This window comes from Hahella sp. KA22, assembly GCF_004135205.1.
Classification (GTDB): Bacteria; Pseudomonadota; Gammaproteobacteria; order Pseudomonadales; family Oleiphilaceae; genus Hahella.
On sequence record NZ_CP035490.1, the window covers coordinates 3,957,896 to 3,975,429 of the forward strand.

At 51.4% G+C, this 17,534-nt stretch carries 15 protein-coding genes; 12 read left to right on the plus strand and 3 right to left on the minus strand.

All coding sequences use genetic code 11. The features are described 5' to 3' along the window. Positions 1-75 precede the first annotated feature (75 nt). The 5 genes from EUZ85_RS17700 (at position 76) to EUZ85_RS17720 (ending at position 4,000) form a co-directional block, all read left to right on the plus strand. Positions 76-570 (plus strand): type III secretion system chaperone, encoded by a 495-nt coding sequence (locus EUZ85_RS17700; protein WP_164887279.1) that lies wholly within the window; start codon positions 76-78, stop codon positions 568-570. Between the two features lie 18 nt (positions 571-588). Further along, on the plus strand, positions 589-1,740 hold the full coding sequence (locus tag EUZ85_RS17705) for a hypothetical protein (protein ID WP_127970534.1): 1,152 nt from the start codon (positions 589-591) through the stop codon (positions 1,738-1,740). A gap of 118 nt (positions 1,741-1,858) precedes the next feature. Continuing rightward, a complete protein-coding gene (locus EUZ85_RS17710) occupies positions 1,859-2,296 on the plus strand; it encodes a hypothetical protein (protein WP_127970535.1) in 438 nt (145 codons plus the stop codon). Between the two features lie 13 nt (positions 2,297-2,309). Beyond that, on the plus strand, positions 2,310-2,702 hold the full coding sequence (locus tag EUZ85_RS17715; RefSeq protein ID WP_127970536.1) for a GFA family protein: 393 nt from the start codon (positions 2,310-2,312) through the stop codon (positions 2,700-2,702). 65 nt (positions 2,703-2,767) lie between these two features. Further along, complete coding sequence (locus tag EUZ85_RS17720; RefSeq protein WP_127970537.1) at positions 2,768-4,000, plus strand: carboxylesterase; 1,233 nt, start codon at positions 2,768-2,770, stop codon at positions 3,998-4,000. Positions 4,001-4,013: 13 nt separating this feature from the next. Here the strand turns inward: EUZ85_RS17720 and EUZ85_RS17725 are convergent, their stop codons facing one another. Beyond that, on the minus strand, positions 4,014-4,919 hold the full coding sequence (locus tag EUZ85_RS17725; RefSeq protein ID WP_127970538.1) for a LysR family transcriptional regulator: 906 nt from the start codon (positions 4,917-4,919) through the stop codon (positions 4,014-4,016). Positions 4,920-5,138: 219 nt separating this feature from the next. On the opposite strand from EUZ85_RS17725, the gene EUZ85_RS17730 reads away from it, so the two are divergent. The 4 genes from EUZ85_RS17730 to EUZ85_RS17745 all read left to right on the plus strand — a co-directional run bounded on the left by EUZ85_RS17730 (position 5,139) and on the right by EUZ85_RS17745 (position 10,750). Then, positions 5,139-5,783, plus strand: a complete 645-nt coding sequence (locus EUZ85_RS17730; protein ID WP_127970539.1) for a glutathione S-transferase family protein — start codon at positions 5,139-5,141, stop codon at positions 5,781-5,783. Between the two features lie 34 nt (positions 5,784-5,817). Further along, a complete protein-coding gene (locus tag EUZ85_RS17735) occupies positions 5,818-7,854 on the plus strand; it encodes a pyridoxamine 5'-phosphate oxidase family protein (protein WP_127970540.1) in 2,037 nt (678 codons plus the stop codon). Positions 7,855-8,414: 560 nt separating this feature from the next. Beyond that, on the plus strand, positions 8,415-10,289 hold the full coding sequence (locus tag EUZ85_RS17740) for a GEVED domain-containing protein (RefSeq protein ID WP_127970541.1): 1,875 nt from the start codon (positions 8,415-8,417) through the stop codon (positions 10,287-10,289). A gap of 230 nt (positions 10,290-10,519) precedes the next feature. After that, positions 10,520-10,750: a hypothetical protein gene (locus EUZ85_RS17745; protein WP_127970542.1), complete on the plus strand. Its 231-nt coding sequence runs from the start codon at positions 10,520-10,522 to the stop codon at positions 10,748-10,750. Positions 10,751-10,857: 107 nt separating this feature from the next. Here the strand turns inward: EUZ85_RS17745 and EUZ85_RS17750 are convergent, their stop codons facing one another. Together EUZ85_RS17750 and EUZ85_RS17755 are read right to left on the minus strand one after the other, a co-directional pair. Beyond that, a complete protein-coding gene (locus EUZ85_RS17750; RefSeq protein ID WP_164887280.1) occupies positions 10,858-11,622 on the minus strand; it encodes an ABC transporter substrate-binding protein in 765 nt (254 codons plus the stop codon). Between the two features lie 354 nt (positions 11,623-11,976). Then, a complete protein-coding gene (locus EUZ85_RS17755) occupies positions 11,977-13,368 on the minus strand; it encodes a PLP-dependent aminotransferase family protein (protein ID WP_127970544.1) in 1,392 nt (463 codons plus the stop codon). Between the two features lie 111 nt (positions 13,369-13,479). Here EUZ85_RS17755 and EUZ85_RS17760 point away from each other — a divergent pair, with 111 nt between their 5' ends. The 3 genes from EUZ85_RS17760 (at position 13,480) to EUZ85_RS17770 (ending at position 17,505) form a co-directional block, all read left to right on the plus strand. Further along, positions 13,480-14,088, plus strand: coding sequence for an FMN-dependent NADH-azoreductase (locus EUZ85_RS17760; RefSeq protein WP_127970545.1), 609 nt, complete (start codon positions 13,480-13,482; stop codon positions 14,086-14,088). Positions 14,089-14,282: 194 nt separating this feature from the next. After that, entirely contained in the window at positions 14,283-15,347 is a 1,065-nt protein-coding gene (locus EUZ85_RS17765; RefSeq protein WP_127970546.1) for a TlpA disulfide reductase family protein, read from the plus strand. Between the two features lie 88 nt (positions 15,348-15,435). Then, positions 15,436-17,505 (plus strand): protein-disulfide reductase DsbD, encoded by a 2,070-nt coding sequence (locus EUZ85_RS17770; RefSeq protein WP_206618101.1) that lies wholly within the window; start codon positions 15,436-15,438, stop codon positions 17,503-17,505. Positions 17,506-17,534 lie beyond the last annotated feature (29 nt).

Consider the following 17,534-nt stretch of genomic DNA (forward strand, 5'->3'; position numbering starts at 1 on the left):
GTCTCTTGTCTCTCCCTATTCTGTGATCTGTAACGACACCTTTTGTACTTAAAAATCAGTATGTGGAGCACAAACGTGAACGGTAGAGAAAAGTTATCCCTCGTGCTGACGGAACTCGGCAGTTCCATTGGACTGCCTGACTTTCATCTTAAGGATGAACCGCCCGCCCAGCTTGTCTTTGACGACAATATCGTTGTCAATTTTGAGCTCTGCCCGAATGAAATGTTTTTGATTATCTACAGCAGTCTCGGTGAGGTCGTCGACGCTTCCAGCCACTCACTTGAGTCCCTTAACGCCAGATACAAGCTGCTATTGGCGGCCAATCTGTTCTGGCGAAAAACAGGCGGGGCCACGGTGGGGCTGAGCGACGACGGCCACGCCATCATGAGCTACCAGCATCCCGTCGACGGCTTGGACGCCCGCGCGCTGGAGTCGCTGCTGGTCGCTTTTGTGGACTGCGCGGAGTCGCTGAAGCGCTCTTTACAGGACTCAGTCGAACAGACTGAGGAACTGCCTGATCCTCACCAAATATCCTCCACCCAATCCACTGATTACTTGGTTAAAGTTTAAAACACAGGAGCTCATCTCATGCCCAATCCAATTACTCTTTCAAGCTTTGTGACCGCCGCCCGTCAGAACGAAGGAAGACTGGTGGTTAACAACGATAATACTGTGACCGCTCCAGGAAATCTGGGCGCCCGCCATGTCACGTCCGCCAGCGCAGAGAAGAAGATAAATAGTGACAACCAAAACGCTAATAACGAATTTGCAAAAGTAATGCGGCAAGCCTTTGGAGAAAGAATTGCGGGACAGGCCATAGGGACCGCTCTCCAGGACAGAACGCAAGCCTTGACCGGCAGAACGGTTTTAGAGGTCTTTCAGCACGCCAGACAGCTGCAAGACGACAGGGGGCTCTTAGGGAATATGTATGCGACTCTGATGGACAGGATTGGCCTGGCGCCGAGCAGAAGTCATATCAGGGAAACCTGGCATAACTTAAAACCCCATGTGAACGTTGAACAAAGGGGGCGCGGCGAAAGCAACGCTACTGTCGACTCTCTTGACCTGCATGACATACATTCTTTTGCGACCTTTGTCCCTAAAGGCGTATCAGAAGCGGCGGCGATGGAGTTTCTGATGACCCATGCCGACGGCAAACAGCTGATGGCGAACATTGCCCGCAATACCGCCGATTGGGATGACTCAACCGCCGAGAAGAAAGCCAGCAATAACCAGACTCGGCTTAATATCGCCCTGCAACAGGTCATGTCGGGAGAAAGGCTCCCCACGCGTTTGCAGCTCAATGTGGGCGATGAATTGGTCAAGATTACCAAACGTGGAGAGTCGCCCAGCGCCTACTCACCGTACTTCACCACCCGGGCTGCGCTGGAACAGGCTATCCGTACGGTGGACAAGGCGGACCCGAACCGCTCCATCGCCGCTGTTTTCGGGTTGCCCCTTGGAAGCACGGATGCTAAAGACGTGTATGACGTTCATGTGATAAGAGTGACTCAAGCAACGACGGTTCTCACCTCCACCGTTGCGCCGACTGAGGAGCTGGGCGGCCACGTGAAGACGCCGGGAGGCGCCATGCAGATTCTAATGAGCCGGGCGGATGCTGAAAACGTGACGACCACCATTAAGGAAAGAGCGGACACCAGCGGCGTAGGAGCTAGCGTAGTACGCACTGTCGGCGACTTGCTTAAAGCCGCTCAAACCCAGCTGGGTTTCGGGTCCTGATGACAGGATAACAAGCCAGTCTGAGACGCTGATACAAATGACCACTCTTTCCCTATGCAGGGAGAGTGGTTAAATTACGAGGCGGTAAGCATTTCAAAGAGGAAACCAGGTTAAGTTCATGCGGCATATCAGCGAGAATAAGTCTTTTATCAGCATTGGTCTCATTAAGTCCAAGGTGTTTGCCGCTTTTCTGTTTTCCTGCCTGTTCGCAATTCAGTCTGCTTGCGCTACGAATAAGACAATACACTCAACGGAAGCCCGCGATTTCTGTGAAGCGCATAATCCTGAGCGCTGGGAAAAGTATTGGCGGGAAGGCGGCGCCGAGAGCACGGAAAGCTATTATCAACAACTCGCCAGTGAGATTAAATCGTCTATAAAAACAGACGAGTTCAGGCGGATATTCAAGGATCAGCTTGAAATTCCGCCTGATGAATATAGAAAGCAATACCCCAACGACTATGTCTATTACAAAGAAAAAATTTCCGCACTGCTTGGCGAAGAATGGGATTGCGAGTACTTAAAATATCATTATGTTTATGAGCTAAAGGAAGAGTGAAGAGGTTCAGCACATGCAACAGTTCACCGGCGGTTGTCTTTGCGGCGCTGTGCGTTTGACGGCGACAGGACGTCCTTATCGAGTAGGCGTATGTCATTGTCTGGATTGCCGCAAGCATCATGGCGCCTTGTTTCATGCGTCCGCGATTTTCCCTCAGGATGCGGTGACGGTGACAGGGGAGGTAGGTGACTATGCGGGTCGCTGTTTCTGTCCTCGTTGCGGCTCTTCGGTTTTCTCTCGCACGGGTGACGAAATCGAGGTGAATCTGGGGACGTTGGACGCACCAGATCAACTCACGCCGACGTATGAACTCTGGATGTGCCGTCGCGAGTCCTGGTTGCCGCCGTTTCCCTCCGTTCGACACTACGAGCGCGATCGCGACGACGCCAGTCGCGCTGAAGAATAGGGAGGGCTTGCGCCGCCCCTTATCTTCGCTATAAGTGGTTAAATTTCTCAAACTGATGTTATCTGATGCGTATAGAAAACTTGGTTCTTTACACCGTGATCACGAACACGCTTGCGCGTGGTCTTATTTCACTGATGGCGATCCTCACTTTAGCTTCCTGTCACAAGTTGAAAGAAAGCCCGGAGTTCACGGCCTCCAGTCATCTTCCTCAGTATGATTACCAGTCGGGCTTTGATGAGTACGTCGCCGAAACCAAGGCGTGGCTGCTTGAGAATCGGGCGTTTAAAACCAAAAACCGGCAACGAGAGCTGGAAGCCAATCTGCCTTTTGAGCTGACGCCAACGCATCCGAACAATAAAAGCGTTTTGCTGGTTCACGGCCTTGGGGACTCGCCGTTTTCGTTCACAGATGTCGCCAGTCATCTCGTGAGTAAAGGTTACTTTGTGAGAGCGATACTGTTACCGGGTCACGGCAGCAAGGTCGCGGACCTCAATCTGGCCACGCTGGACAGCTGGAAGATCAGCCTTCAGCATCACATTGAACTGTTGAAATCCACATCGGAAGAGGTCTGGCTCGGCGGCTTCTCAACGGGCGCCAACCTGGTCACGGCGGCGGCCTACAATGACGAGGATATCGCCGGATTAATCCTGTTTTCACCGGCGTTTGAAGCCCGCTCGCGACTGCTGGCCTTCTCCAAATACGCCAAATATTTCATTACCTGGGCGGACAGAGATGAAGAGTCCAACTATCTCCGCTACAACTCGCTTCCCATGCATGCGGCGGCGATGTTTTATGAAACGGTATTGGAGGTGCGCGAGAAAATGAGCAGCTCCGGGTTTGCGCGACCGGTATTCATTCTGGCCAGTGCAAATGACAGTATCATCGACACCCAGTTTTTGCGGGAACGCTTCAGCCAGTCGTTTACCCATCCAGGCAGCCGGCTGATCTGGCAAGGCGATGATATCGGCAAGCGCAATCCTCGCATTCTGACCTATAGCATGAACCTGCCTGAACTCAGAATCGCCAACGGGTCTCACATGGGCGTCCTGTTTGCGCCGGACAACCCGGAGTACGGCGTCAATGGCAAGCTGAGAATCTGCGATAACGGACAGTCGCAGGAAAATCAAATCCTCTGCGAAAGCGGCGCGGATACCTGGCGTACCGCCTACGGCGGCGATGGGTCTGATAACGCAACGTCCCGACTCACCTTCAACCCTTATTTTGCTGAGCATATGGAAGTCCTGGACTGGGTCATGGCGTCGGACTCAGATGGCGCCAGAGTTGTCGAGTCAGACTAGCGTCGCTCAGATATCACGGCATAAAAAGAAATGGGTTATCCCGCAATGTTTGTGTGGCCAGATCGATGAAACAGCGCGTCTTGGCGTTGGCGCGGCGGCCTTCCATATGAATGATGCTGACCGGCAATGGCTCTTCCTCAAACTCAGTCAGCACTCGTTGCAGACGTTTGTTTTTCAGATCCTCCGCCGCCTGATAAGTCATCAAGGTGGTGATGCCCTGACCCAGTAACGCCGCTTTCAGTGCAGCGCCGTTGTGATTGCAGCGTAGTCTGGGATTGAGCCGAACCAGTTCTTTTTTGCCTTGAACCTGGAAATACCAGCCATTGGTGTGCTCGAAGCGAGCCGGAAAAATAATGCTGTGATTGGCCAGATCTTCCGGGGTTTCAGGATAACCGTGTTGTTCAAAATACGCCGGCGCGCCGCACACGATCTTCTTCACGTGACCCACCGTAGTAGCGTACAGACTGGAGTCCTTGAGGTGGCCGATGCGTATCGCCACGTCAAAGTCTTCTTCCAGAAGATTGGTGACGCGGTCGAGCAGAATGATCTTTACGGTGACGTTCGAATGTTTCGCCAGATAATCCGTCACGATAGGCATGACGTACTTCTCGCCAAACAGCACCGGCGCAGTGATGGCGAGCGTCCCGGCAGGTGTTGCGTAGGTGCCTGACGCGGCGGCTTCCGCCTCTTCCAGATCCTCCAGGATGCGCTTTGCGTCCTGTAAAAAGCGGGCGCCGGGTTCGGTTAGCCTCACCAACCGGGTGGTGCGATTAAATAGCTTCACCCCCAGCCTTTCTTCCAGCGCGGCGATAGCGCGACTGGCCGCCGGCGCGGAAAGCCCCAGAACCTCACTGGCGACACTGAAGCTCTGTTGTTTCGCCACCTCAATAAACACCTGCATGGTTTGCAGTTTATCCACGCCGTCACCCTGATTTTCGTTTTCTGATTATTGCGATGAGTGTAAGAGTGAATTGTAAATTGCGTCAATTACTTCGGTATTTGCATGAATAATAATGCTTAACGACGACTCATACAGCTCAACCCCGTGTCAGTACCAGGGCCGCGAGGGAACGAGCGGAGAAGCGACTAAAACCAGGAAACATCGAAGCAGGGGATACCCCGATAACAGGAGAACACCGTGAACGCCCATTTTTCCAATACACAAGCGCCGATCAAACTCTATCGCAATCCCATGTCAGGTCACTGCCACCGCGTTGAGCTGATGCTTTCATTCCTGGATTTGCCTTATGAAACGATTGATCTGGATATGGCGAACGGCGCGCACAAGGCGCCGGAGTATCTGAAAATCAACCCGTTTGGACAGGTTCCCACCATTGACGACAATGGCTTCGTGCTAGGTGATTCCAACGCTATCATCACTTATCTGGCGCAGAAATATAGCCATGGCGACGAATGGTCACCCAAAGAAGCGGAGCAGGCGGCGCAAGTACAGCGCTGGCTCTCCGTCGCGGCGGGAGAAATCGCGCAGGGCCCTTGCACCGTGCGCCTGGTAAAGCTTTTTGGCATGAAGCTGGATTATGAGCGAGCCAAAACCATTACTGAGTCACTTTTTGGCGTCCTGGAGCCCCTGCTGTCGAGCCGTGACTACCTTGCCGGCGATCGCATCACCCTGGCGGACGTGGCGGGTTATAGCTACATCGCTCATGCGCCGGAGGGCGGCGTCAGTTTGCAGCCATATCCCGCCATTCGCGCCTGGCTGGAGAGAATTGAAGCGCATCCCGGATTTGTTGGCATGAAGCGCTCTCCTTTAGCGACAGCATAGATCTCTTGGGTTTAATCCAATTGAGGAGCAAGTTATGACTCAGCCAGAAAACTCTCCGTTTCACGCGGCGGAAATCGCGGTGCAAAAGCGGCTTGGCGTTGCGGACCAGGTGGCGCAGTACTCCGGGGGAATCCGTAAGGCGATGCCGATGCAGCATCGGAAGTTTTTCTGCGAGCTGCCCTTTGTCATCCTGGGCCTTGTCGACCAGCAAGGCTTTCCCTGGTGCATGCCGTTGTTTCCGGGGGCGGCGGCGCTCTCCGGTCACTCCGGGTTTATCACTTCTCCCACTGATACTCGTCTGGAGCTGCAGGCATTGCCTGCCCTGACCCACCTATTGAACCTGGATTTCGCCCCAGGCCGGAAGGTGGGGATGCTGGGCATTCAGCTACATACCCGTCGACGTAATCGTATGAATGGAGTAATCGGTGAAGTGGCCGCAACGGGATTCAGCATTGATGTGGAACTCAGTTTCGGTAATTGCCCTAAATACATACAAACCCGTGAACTGCAGTGGGTAAAGGACGAGTCCGCCGCTCTGTCCGTTGATAGCGCCGTGGTCGTCGACGGCATTGCTGAACAGGCAAAGTCGCTGATAACGCAATCAGATACTTTCTTTATCGCTTCCCGCACCCAATTAATGGACAGCGATCCACGCCATGGCGTTGACGCCTCCCACCGTGGCGGTAAACCGGGTTTCGTGAAAGTGGAGGGCGATACCCTGTTGTTTCCGGACTTCAGCGGCAACCGCTTTTTCAATACGTTGGGCAATATCGAGTCTGACGGTCGAGTCGGTCTGTTTTTCCCCGACTTCTCGACAGGAAATGTGCTGTTGGCGGCGGGGCGCGCCGAAGTGCTTTGGGATCATCCCTCACTGAATGAGTTCGAAGGCGCGCAGCGCGTCATCGCTGTCACCGTGGAAAAGTCCACCTACCTCGAAAAGTTCATGCCGGTAACGGGGGAACTGCAAGAGCTGTCTCCGGCTCTCGATGGAACTGGCGTGTGGAAAGATCGCAAGCCGTCCGCCGCCGCTACATATCAATCGCTCAAATTGATGGAAAAACGTAGAGAGAGCGACAAAGTAACGTCGTTTTATCTGGCTCCGGACAGCGGCGAAACGATCAAAGACTACATTCCCGGGCAGTTTCTGCCGGTAGAAATACGCCTTCCTGGCCATAAACAGCCGTTAAAGCGTCACTATACCTTGTCCTCCGGCCGCGCCGCCGGCCGTTATCGCATCACGGTGAAGCGGGAAGAAAATGGCGAGGTTTCCAAGGCGCTACACGATCATATTCAAGTCGGCGATGTGATTCATGCAGGCGCGCCCGCCGGACAGTTTACGCTCCGGCAAAATGATCATGCCGTCGTGCTGATTTCCGCTGGCGTCGGTATAACCCCGATGATCGCCATGTTGGAGGGGCTTATTCATGAGGTGAACCAGGGCGCAGCCGCCAGGCCGGTGTGGTTTATCCACGCCACACAAAACAGTCAGTCTCATCTCTTCGCAGATGAGTTGACGCAACTGGCGGCGCAGTACGATTGGTTGCATCTTCATACGGTATATTCCAGACCATTACCGCAAGATAAGCCCCATAAAAACCATGATTCAGAAGGACATATATCTATTGAACTGCTGAAGCACATATTGCCTTTTGATCAATATGATTTTTATTTATGCGGCTCGGAAGGTTTTATGAGAAGCATCTATAAAGCATTGGTTTCAACTGGCGTCCAGAAAGCCAATATATATTATGAATTCTTCGGTGAAGGAACGATCGGGGAAATAGATTCCTCCGCCAATATCGCCGGCAAAGCGCAAGTTAGTTTTTCCCAAAGCGGAGTATCGGGCGAATGGTCCTCTGATGACGGCAGTCTATTAGCGTTCGCTGAAAAACTCAGCGTCACGGCGCCATTCAGTTGTCGGTCGGGTAACTGCGGCGCCTGCATGGCGCCCATTAAGAAGGGAAGTGTGGCCTATCAAACGCCCACAAGCTTTTCCGCGGAAGCAGGAAATGCGCTTCTTTGTTGCGCCAAACCCGCTGAAGGTAGCGCAGAGGTAGTGATTGATATTTAGCCTTTCAGGGGCATGGATGCTGTTCTTGGCGCGTTGCCAGCAGGCGGCCTGTAAGTAATCCTATTTCTAGATAAGCAATTTATCTATCTGATATATAACATATCATTCTCTTTTCTTTTCGTATTTTATAGATCTCTAAGCTCCCCTGGACGTGAGCAAAATTTATGCATTCGTATATTGTATACAATATACAGTGGTAGTATATTGGCGTTGGTTGTTTGTTGATCGTCATGGCGCCAATGCCATACCGGCGTGGTTTGGGCGGGTGTCCACCAACTAACGCAAAACGGAGGAGAAGCCTATCGGAGAACGACTCTGTCATTACTAAAAGACGGCATGAATAGATTGGGAGTTAATCACTGCGGCCAGCAAAAACGCATAACGAATGATCTATCTGTCACTCATAGACTTTCATTCTGGCTTCACCACTAAATACAAATAAAAGCCGGAATGAATCATAGATTGACGGTTACTTTATTATGAAAAAGTATTCGACGTTATTTAATTTCGTTGCGGCGGCTATATGTTTTTCTGGTTCTGTCGCACAGGCGTCAACGCTGATGCCAAATCAGCCTGCAGATGTTCAGTATTGTATTGCGAACGGTGTGTCGCAGGATGAGTGGATTGAAAGCATTAACATTGATGGTGTAAAGAAACAGTCTGGTGAGCCTGTCGCACAACAGGGCGGGGAAGGTTACTCCGACTTCTCGAATCAAGTCATTGATATTCGTTCCGGGTACATAACCCTGACCCCAGGATACCGCCTGAATTCCTATCGAGAGCATTGGCGTGTCTGGTTTGACCTGAACCAGAACGGCGTGTTTGAAGATGATGAAATGGTGCTCGATAACCTGTCCGGAGAGGGCGCAGTTCAGGGCAGATTAAAACTCCCTGTTGTTTCGGAGCCGTTATTGACCCGAATGCGAGTATCAATGACCTATGAGGGCGCGTCGCAGTCCGCCTGCGGTGATTTCGGCTACGGGGAAACGGAAGATTACACCGTGCAGCTGGGCGTGGCGCCTGAGGCCACTCTTCCAAATGTCTGTAGCCAGGAAGGGCCATACAGCGGTAGAACGCTGACCAACGGCAAAGCCATCTGTATGCCCGACGCGGCCCCTAACTACCTTAGTATCGGCAATTCGGAAAAGTATCAAAGCATTGCTATCAGCACTGGGCATGGAAGCGGCAATTTAAGTCTGTACGCCAAGAACGGCGGCTGGCCGAAAACGGACGGCTCTGATCCAGCCTCAACCAAGAATGGCAATGGCGAGTGTCTGATCATCAAGAACCCGTCCAGTTACTGGACCTACATCACCGTGACTGGCGCCAAGTCCGCGGCGTCATTGGTGGTTGATCTCGGCGCCACATCCTGTCGCGGCTCCACGGACACCCCCGACCCGACGGATAATGACGGCTACCAATACAACTCCGTGAACATTCTGGTTTACCGCTTCGAGTTTACGGACGCCCCTTTCAAATGGGACACCCTGGAGCAGGACCTGCAGAAGGTGAACGAGTATTACAAGGAGCAATCTTACGGCCGTTTCACGGTGACTTATGACCTGTCGCAGCCCGTTATCCGGATTAACGAAAGTAAGTCCAAATACGATAATGATTTCTTCGCCTGGAGAGAGTTGTACGAAAGAAAAATTCGTGAGACTGGCGTTGATCCCGGTAATCCTGGAGCAGCAAACATCATTATGATGACGGCGCCGCAAGTGGGTAACTTTAATTCCAGCGCCGGGCCGCCATTAATGTCCATCTACCATCACACTCCCGGCGTGGTCGCCCATGAAATGGGACACGCAATGGGACTCAGGCACGCCAAGGCGGTCGAGGCTGGCCCCGGAAGAATTATCGGCACAGGCGATATTGAAAAAGAAAGCCTCAATTATGGCAACGTGTACAGCATGATGGGCATGGGCGCGCATACGCTTGAAGAGTACAACCTGATGTACAAAAGCTACTTTGGCTGGCTAACCGACAGCGAAGTTCCCCTGATCAACAGCTCGGGCGTCTATCGCATCTACGCCTTCGACTACGGAACCCGCAGTGGAACCAACGCGCCAGGCTATATCGGCCTCAAACTGAAGTCCGGCAACGGCGCCTACACCTACTGGGTTGAGTATCGCACCACTCACTACCGCTACAAAAACACCAAAAACGGCGTGCTGCTCAACCTGCAGGGATATATGGAAAACGAGAAAGACCCGGATTTCTGGAAACACACCTCCCATCTCCTGGACATGACCCCCGGCTCCCTGACTCCCGGCAAAGACTCCCCCTGGGCCCTGATCGACCAAACCGACTCAGAACTGGTGATCGGAAAAACCTACACCGACCACTGGGGCGGCTTCCGCATCACCCCCATCGCCAAAGGCGGCGTAGAAGACAGCGCCAAAGCCTGGATTGACGTGAAGGTGGAAATGCTGTAGCCGTAGACTTTTGGTCCTTGATGATTAAAACCTGGCCTCGTTTGGGGTCAGGTTTTTCTTTTCCGTAACACCTCTTAATTTACTCTTTCTAACCTAAACTCAATGAGATATCCCAAAAGCGTGGATGTGGAAAGCCTGATTAAACTCTTCGAAGCCTATGAGTCCTTGTTGTTGGACGGAACTTTGGAGAAAATCCGAAGCCAATGGATGCAGGAAGGATAAACCGCCTAATGTTAACGACAGCAGAAATATTAAACCTGATTCGTCTTACCGAGCTGGAAATCAGACGGCTCCAAGAGCAAATCGACGGTGATGATGAAGACAAAAGCAACCAGGCCGGCGAAGTGATCCTGCAGTTTGACGCGATGGCGCTCAAGCTTGAGCAGTTGTATCTTGAATCGCAGCCTGATTACGGTATTTACCCGCGATATGATGACTATATTAAGCTTATAAACGAATAGCGTTAGGGGCTTGGGGATGCGTCGGAGGGCGCTTTGCTTATCCGAGCTGCGTTCTTTTCGCGGAGGGACACGGCGGCGCCAAGCAGGCATTGTGACTGCTGGGAGTTTTAGTCATCAGGTAAAAAATAGAGCTGATAGAGTTTTTCATACTCGCCAGAATCCTTTAGGTGATCAAGGGCTTCTTGCCACTTATCAATGGTGCTGTCAGGAATGTTGCTGGAAAAAGCAATATAGCCTTCTGACACCAGCAGCACCACCGGCGTTTGCTGAATTTGATCTGGTGAGATTTCTGCTTCTTTTAGCTTGCTTAATACTGTACTTGCGGCCGAAACAGTTAAATCAACTCTTCCTTTTTTCAACATGTTGAAACAACCAACGTAGCTTACGTTGGTATAAATATTACTAAAGTTGTAGCTGCTAAGGATTTTATGGTGTATCGCGCCATTAAGAACGCATATTGAGGACACTTTTCTGGCGTCGTCTAATTTTGATATGCCTGTCGGAGCTGATTTCATTTCATAAAAATAGTCCGACTCTTTCTGAATGGGGCCAACCCACTTAACAATATTTTCCCTATCTAGCGTTCTACTGACATTAAACAGAGCCAGATCATTGCTGCTCGTGACCATTTGCATGCCTCTGGCGAAGGGGACTTCCAGAAATTGAGTGGGATGCTTCATGGTAAGCATTAATTCCCTGACGACTTCGATATTGAAAGCCCTTTTGCCTGAATGTTTTATTCCTCTCAGCTCACCATTCTGGTCCGTATAAACCTGTCCCTCCAGGTTATGCGTCAGAAAGGAGATTTCGCCAGCTGCTGCATTAATGGTTATTAGAAGTGCGCCTAACAACGCTAGTCTTATTCGCTTCATGGGAGCCTCCAAAGGGCGTGAAACACTGGGACTGGGGTGTTTTGTTGCGCCCAACGGCCGAGCTTTCAGGTGGACCTCGCCTTTTGCCGCCATAGCCGGCGACATACAGCACAGTATCAAGAACCTGCAAGTTGGGTATCTTGACCTTACCGCGGGGAGTGGGCGGCAGATCCTTGATAATCTTGGATTGTTGCGCTGTAACGTCCATACGGAGATATAAATGGTTAGTGTGTGCGGGCCCTCTGGTGTGAAAGAGCATAAATAAGAATGATTATAGCAGTTACTGAGTAAGGGCCGCTGCGTCACCTTGGTGATTTCATCGCCTCTCCATACAGCGTTCAGCAACAGGCGCAACTAGGAAAATAGCTCCCGCGTCTGCTGATAGGGGAGGCGCAGCGCCGAGAGGGCGTCTTCTTTGGATTTGATATTGGTGTACCCCATGACCAGTCCGTATTTCCTGTGTTTCTTCTGGGCGTACCACATGGAAAGCGGCAGCACTTGCAGGTTATGCGACTGCCATATATTGCAAAGCTCTCTGTCTTTGGCGCCGTGTTTCAGGAAGGCGACAATATGCATACCGCCGTTTTGAAGCGGCATATCGAAGTAATCGCCATACATTTCCATAAACGCGTCATGCACCATTCTTCTTCTGGATTCATACAGAGAACGCATGCGTTTAAGGTGTTTGAAGAAAGCGCCGGAGGAGATAAATAACTCCAGAATTTTTTGCGGGAGCAGAGGCAACCCTGTCTCGACGATTTCCGCTGTCTCGTAGAACTGAGGGATCAATGCTTTGGGAATCACCACATAAGCCGTGCGCAGTGATGGCATGATGGTTTTGCTGAACGTCCCGACGTAGATAACCCGGTCGAAGACATCCAGGCTTTTTAGCGACGGGATATTCTTTCTGGAAAAGTGAAACTCTCCGTCGTAGTCATCCTCGATGATCCATGCCTGATTCTCTTGCGCCCAGTTCAGTAACTGATGCCGTCTCGGTAAAGACAGGCTGACAGTAAGGGGGCTCTGATGGGAGGGGGTGGTGATGACAAATTTCGCGTCGCTATGATGGGCGACCAGAAAGTCGACATTGACGCCTTCCGAATCCACGGGCGCGTAGTCGAGATTTTGAATTCGTCTCTCTAACAGCTTTTGACCAAAGAAATAACCAGGCTCCTCAAATATGACTTTATCGGCGCCCGACGCCATCGCCTCAAGTATGAGCCTGAGGCTGGAATTGTAGCCATTGGTGATGAAGATCTGGTCGGCAGAGCAGTCTATGCCCCGTGAAATATTCAGGTAGTTGGCTATCGCTTGCCGAAGGGGAAGGTGTCCCATGACGGACGGGTGGTTCATGTCCTCATAAGTCATGGAACGGGTCACTTTTCCCGATAAAAGCAGCCACTTTTTATAGGGAAACTCATCCAGCGACGGAATGCCAAGCTGAAAGACCCCACGCGCATCCCGAAAATCCACGATTTTCCTTAAATCCGGGTCATCAAGCCTGCTGGGCGCATGATCCCGGTATGCGGCGTCAATGACCAAGTCCGGATTAACCAGGGTTCCCTTGGGCCCTCGACTGACAAGGTAGCCCTCGCCGATCAGAATATCGTAAGCCGACTCCACGGTTTTTTTGGCGACGCCTAGCTCCTGCGCCAGATTGCGGATGGATGGCGCCCGTTCGCCGGGCTTCAGATCGCCGCTATGTATGGCGTTAATAAAGCGATCATAGATATCTTTGTAACCCACCCTATGTCCTACCTAAAAATACAACTTTTGTACCCTTAAAATACGTCATTTTTCCCCATAATTCATCACCAGTCCGCTGTCATCGATATCCTTATTCCGAAGGTGAGTAGTATGAATCTCTTGCACATCAAAGTGAGTCCAAACCTGCACGGTTCCGCGTCGAGGGAAGTATCCGACTATCTTGTCGACCGGCTGAAATTGAAATACCCGGATCTCAATGAAGTGGTTCTTGATCTGTCGCAAGACCCGTTGCCGCACCTGGATGGATTCACTATTGGAGCGTTCTTTACGAAGCCTGAAGAACGAACCGAGCAGCAAATAAGCGCCGTCAAACTCTCAGACAAAATGATCGACATGCTGTTCGCCAGCGAAATGATTGTCCTGTCGTCACCGATGTGGAATCTGGGATTGCCTTCTGTATTGAAGGCCTGGTTTGACCACGTCACCAGAGCAGGGCGGACCTTCAAGTTTACGGAAGCGGGCGGCAAGGTAGGGTTGGTTCAGGATAAAAAAGTGTATGTCGTGATGGCGAGCGGAAGCGTCTTTTCAAGCGGCCCCTTTGTCAGTCATGACCAGTTTACCCCCTATGTCAAAGTAGCGTTTGAGTACATTGGGGTCACCGATGTGAATATCGTGCGAGTTGATGGAACCCACGATCCGCTGACCCGCAACACCGCCGTGCCCAACGCGATCTCCAGCGTTGAAGAGATGAATATCTAGTTACCAGAATTCCAACCTTTCACGTTTATATTAACATGGCAATGATATTGGCATGTTAATCACCAGGCGCATGGACGCGCCTGCGCGGCGACAAGCCGCGGGAGACAGGGCCTGACCTGTGCAGGCCCTGTCGTTGCAGACAAATAGAAGGAAGCTATTTGTCTGCCTGATTAATAAATATCAGGAAAATTGCCATGCGAGTACAACTTAAGGGCTTGATGAAAATACCGTTAATTGCGTTATCTCTGAGTGTTTTCTCTCAAGCCTGCCATGCGGAAGACGCAGACTATGCAGCCGAAGGCGAGCGCCGGGCCAAGGTTGCCGGAGAATCTCTGTTGGGCGCGCCGGCGCCCAACATCAAGATCAAGGACATTGACGGCGGAACGATCGACCTTGCTCAAATATACGGCGAAAAGCCCGTGTATCTTAAATTCTGGGCGACCTGGTGCGGGCCTTGCCGCGAACAGATGCAGGGGTTTGAAGAAATCTATAAAAAGTACGGCGATAAAATTCAGGTCGTTGCAATCAATACGGGGATTAGCGACAGCCTGGAATCCGTGACGGCGTTTCGGAAAAAAGTCGGCTTAACCATGCCGATCACCATCGACAATGGTGAGCTGGCCCGCGCATTTCAATTACGCGTTACGCCGCAGCACGTATTAATTGATAAAAAAGGGCAGTTCGCCTATTTCGGCCATAAAGATGATCTGGCGTTACATCAGGCGCTGGATAACGTCGTGGCGGAAAAGCCGGCTGGAAAACCACTTAACAACCCTGACCTGGCGCTCAAAGACGATGGTTATCAAAAGGGAGATACGGCTCAGGATATCTCTTTTTCAACCATCGATGAGCAGTCGTTTAATGTCCGTTTTAACACGTCAAACAGCAAAAAAGTGGCTGTTGTGTTCTTCGCGCCATGGTGTGAATGGTATCTAGAGGAAACGGAACCCAGGACTTCAAAAGCCTGCACGCAGGTTCGTGAACTGCTGGAGAGCAAATCCAAATCGACGGATGTGCAGTGGGTGACCGTTTCAAGCAACTTATGGACGTCGGCCGCTGACCTTAAAGATTATCGCAAGAGTTATGCAGCCACCCCGCCAATCGTATTCGATGACGACGGAGAACTGTTTAAGCAATTTGGCGTCAATCAAATACCCACTATCACGGTCATTGAACCTAACGGCGTTATTAGCCTGAAATCTTCGATACAGGACGAGGATTTCGAGGCCGCCTTACACACTCTCTCATCCTTCAAATAAGCTGAATTAACCCGAAATAGCTGAAAACTAACGGGAAATAGCTGAACTAACAGGAAATATCGCAAGCAGGCGCTGAATGAAACTCTTCATGCAAGTAGTGACGACCTGGTTGGTTGTCTTGCTATGTTCGCAACCAGCCATAGCGAATGAACCACTGGAAAATCAGCGTCTGCTTTCTATCGCGATGACGCCGGAATCGGACCATCCCACTACCGGCGACACGCTGGAGCTTGCGTTAACGATGACGCCCCAGCAAGGCTGGCATGGTTATTGGCTTAACCCTGGCGATGCGGGATTTCCTACCAAATTCAGCTGGGAACTTCCTGAAGGCGTGACAGTAGGGGAGATGCAATACCCGGCCCCGAGTCAGCTCTTAACCGCTGACATCATGAACTATGTTTATCCTGGCGAATTTACTCTACTGACACGGGTAAAGATTGATAAAAACGTCGCGGAGGGAAGTTCACTGCCTATAAAAGTCGACGTCAACTATCTGGTTTGCAGCCCCTCTGTGTGCCTGCCTGAACGGCAACAGGTAGAAACCACGCTGAGGGTCGGCGATGGTCGCATTTCCAAAGTCCGTGCGCATAAGTTCGCCCAGTGGCGACAAAAGTTAGCCAAACCTCTGGACGCCAAAGGCCAGTTTTCCGTCGAAAACGGTCAGTTTATTCTCGCCTTGCCGCTACCCGGCTCAATTAAGAGCGATAACGCTCATATCTATCCCATCACTAATCATAGGATTGTCAATAACGCGAGGCAGTCTCTCTTCCATGACGGCGATGTTCTTCGCATGCAAACGCAAGCGGGCGATGAACAGGGTGAGCGATTCCAGGGCGTCCTGGTGCTGGACAACGGCATGGCGCTGAGTTTTGAAGCGGATAAATCTGAGCGCGCGGCCTTAATATCTGAAGCGAAAAATAGCGGTGGCGATTCCTCTATTAAAGATACATGGCTGCTCGGGATCACGGCTTTTCTCGGTGCGATCCTGGGCGGTGTACTGCTCAACATCATGCCATGCGTGTTTCCTATATTGAGTTTAAAAATACTGAGTCTGACACACCAGGAATCTGAAAAAGACGCCAGGTCAGGCGCTGCGGCTTATACGTTTGGCGCCGTCCTGGTATGCGTTTTACTGGGCGGTGTGATCCTGGGCCTGCGAGCCTTGGGGCATCAAATCGGCTGGGCGTTTCAACTCCAGAGCCCTGGGGTGATCGCCACATTGATCGTCTTGATGAGCGCGATTGGCTTCAATTTGGCTGGCCTCTTTGAAATCGGATCCATGACTTCAGGTTCTCGACTGCAAGATAAAAAAGGAGCAATCGGCGAATTTTGGACCGGGGTTTTAGCAGCCTTTATCGCCACACCTTGTACCGGGCCATTCATGGCGACCGCCTTGGGGGCGGCGCTGGTGTTGCCTGTCGGTATAGCATTCATGATCTTTGCGGGCCTGGGTTTCGGCATGGCGTTACCACTATTGCTGGTGAGTTTTATCCCCACTTTACGCGCCCACTTACCGAAACCCGGGGCCTGGATGACGACAGCCAGACGCGTTCTTTCTCTGCCAATGTTTTTGACCGTCATTGGCTTAATCTGGGTTTTGATGCGCCAATCAAACAATGACTATGTGTTATCCGTATTTGCAGCCGCGATGTTGTCGGCTTTTGGCTTATGGATGACCGGCTTATGGCAGCAATCGCAACGTCGAGGCCAATGGTGGCCCGCAATCTCGTTAACAATATTGCCTTTACTGGCGGTGATCAGCTGGATACCGCCCACTCAAGCTTCTCCTCAACATGAGCAGAAAGAAGTATCAGAAGCGTTTGTGTTTAATCAGGATCAGCTGAGTACATTGCGGGAAAAACAAGACGTCTTTCTGTACTTCACCGCCGATTGGTGCCTGACCTGCAAAGTAAATGAAAAGACCTCCATCGATCAAAACGACGTAAAAGAAGCGTTTAAACAACGCAATGTCGTCACCATGATCGGCGACTGGACCAACGGCGATAGCAAGATAACCGAATTCTTATCCCAGCATGGCCGATCAGGCGTGCCCCTCTATCTATGGTATAAAAAAGGAACAAGCACCCCCACGGTGTTGCCACAAATCCTGACGCCATCGATATTAGTTAATCAGGTTAGTGTAGGGAAGTCTCAATAAATCAATGGATTAGCCAGTGAAAAAGGCGC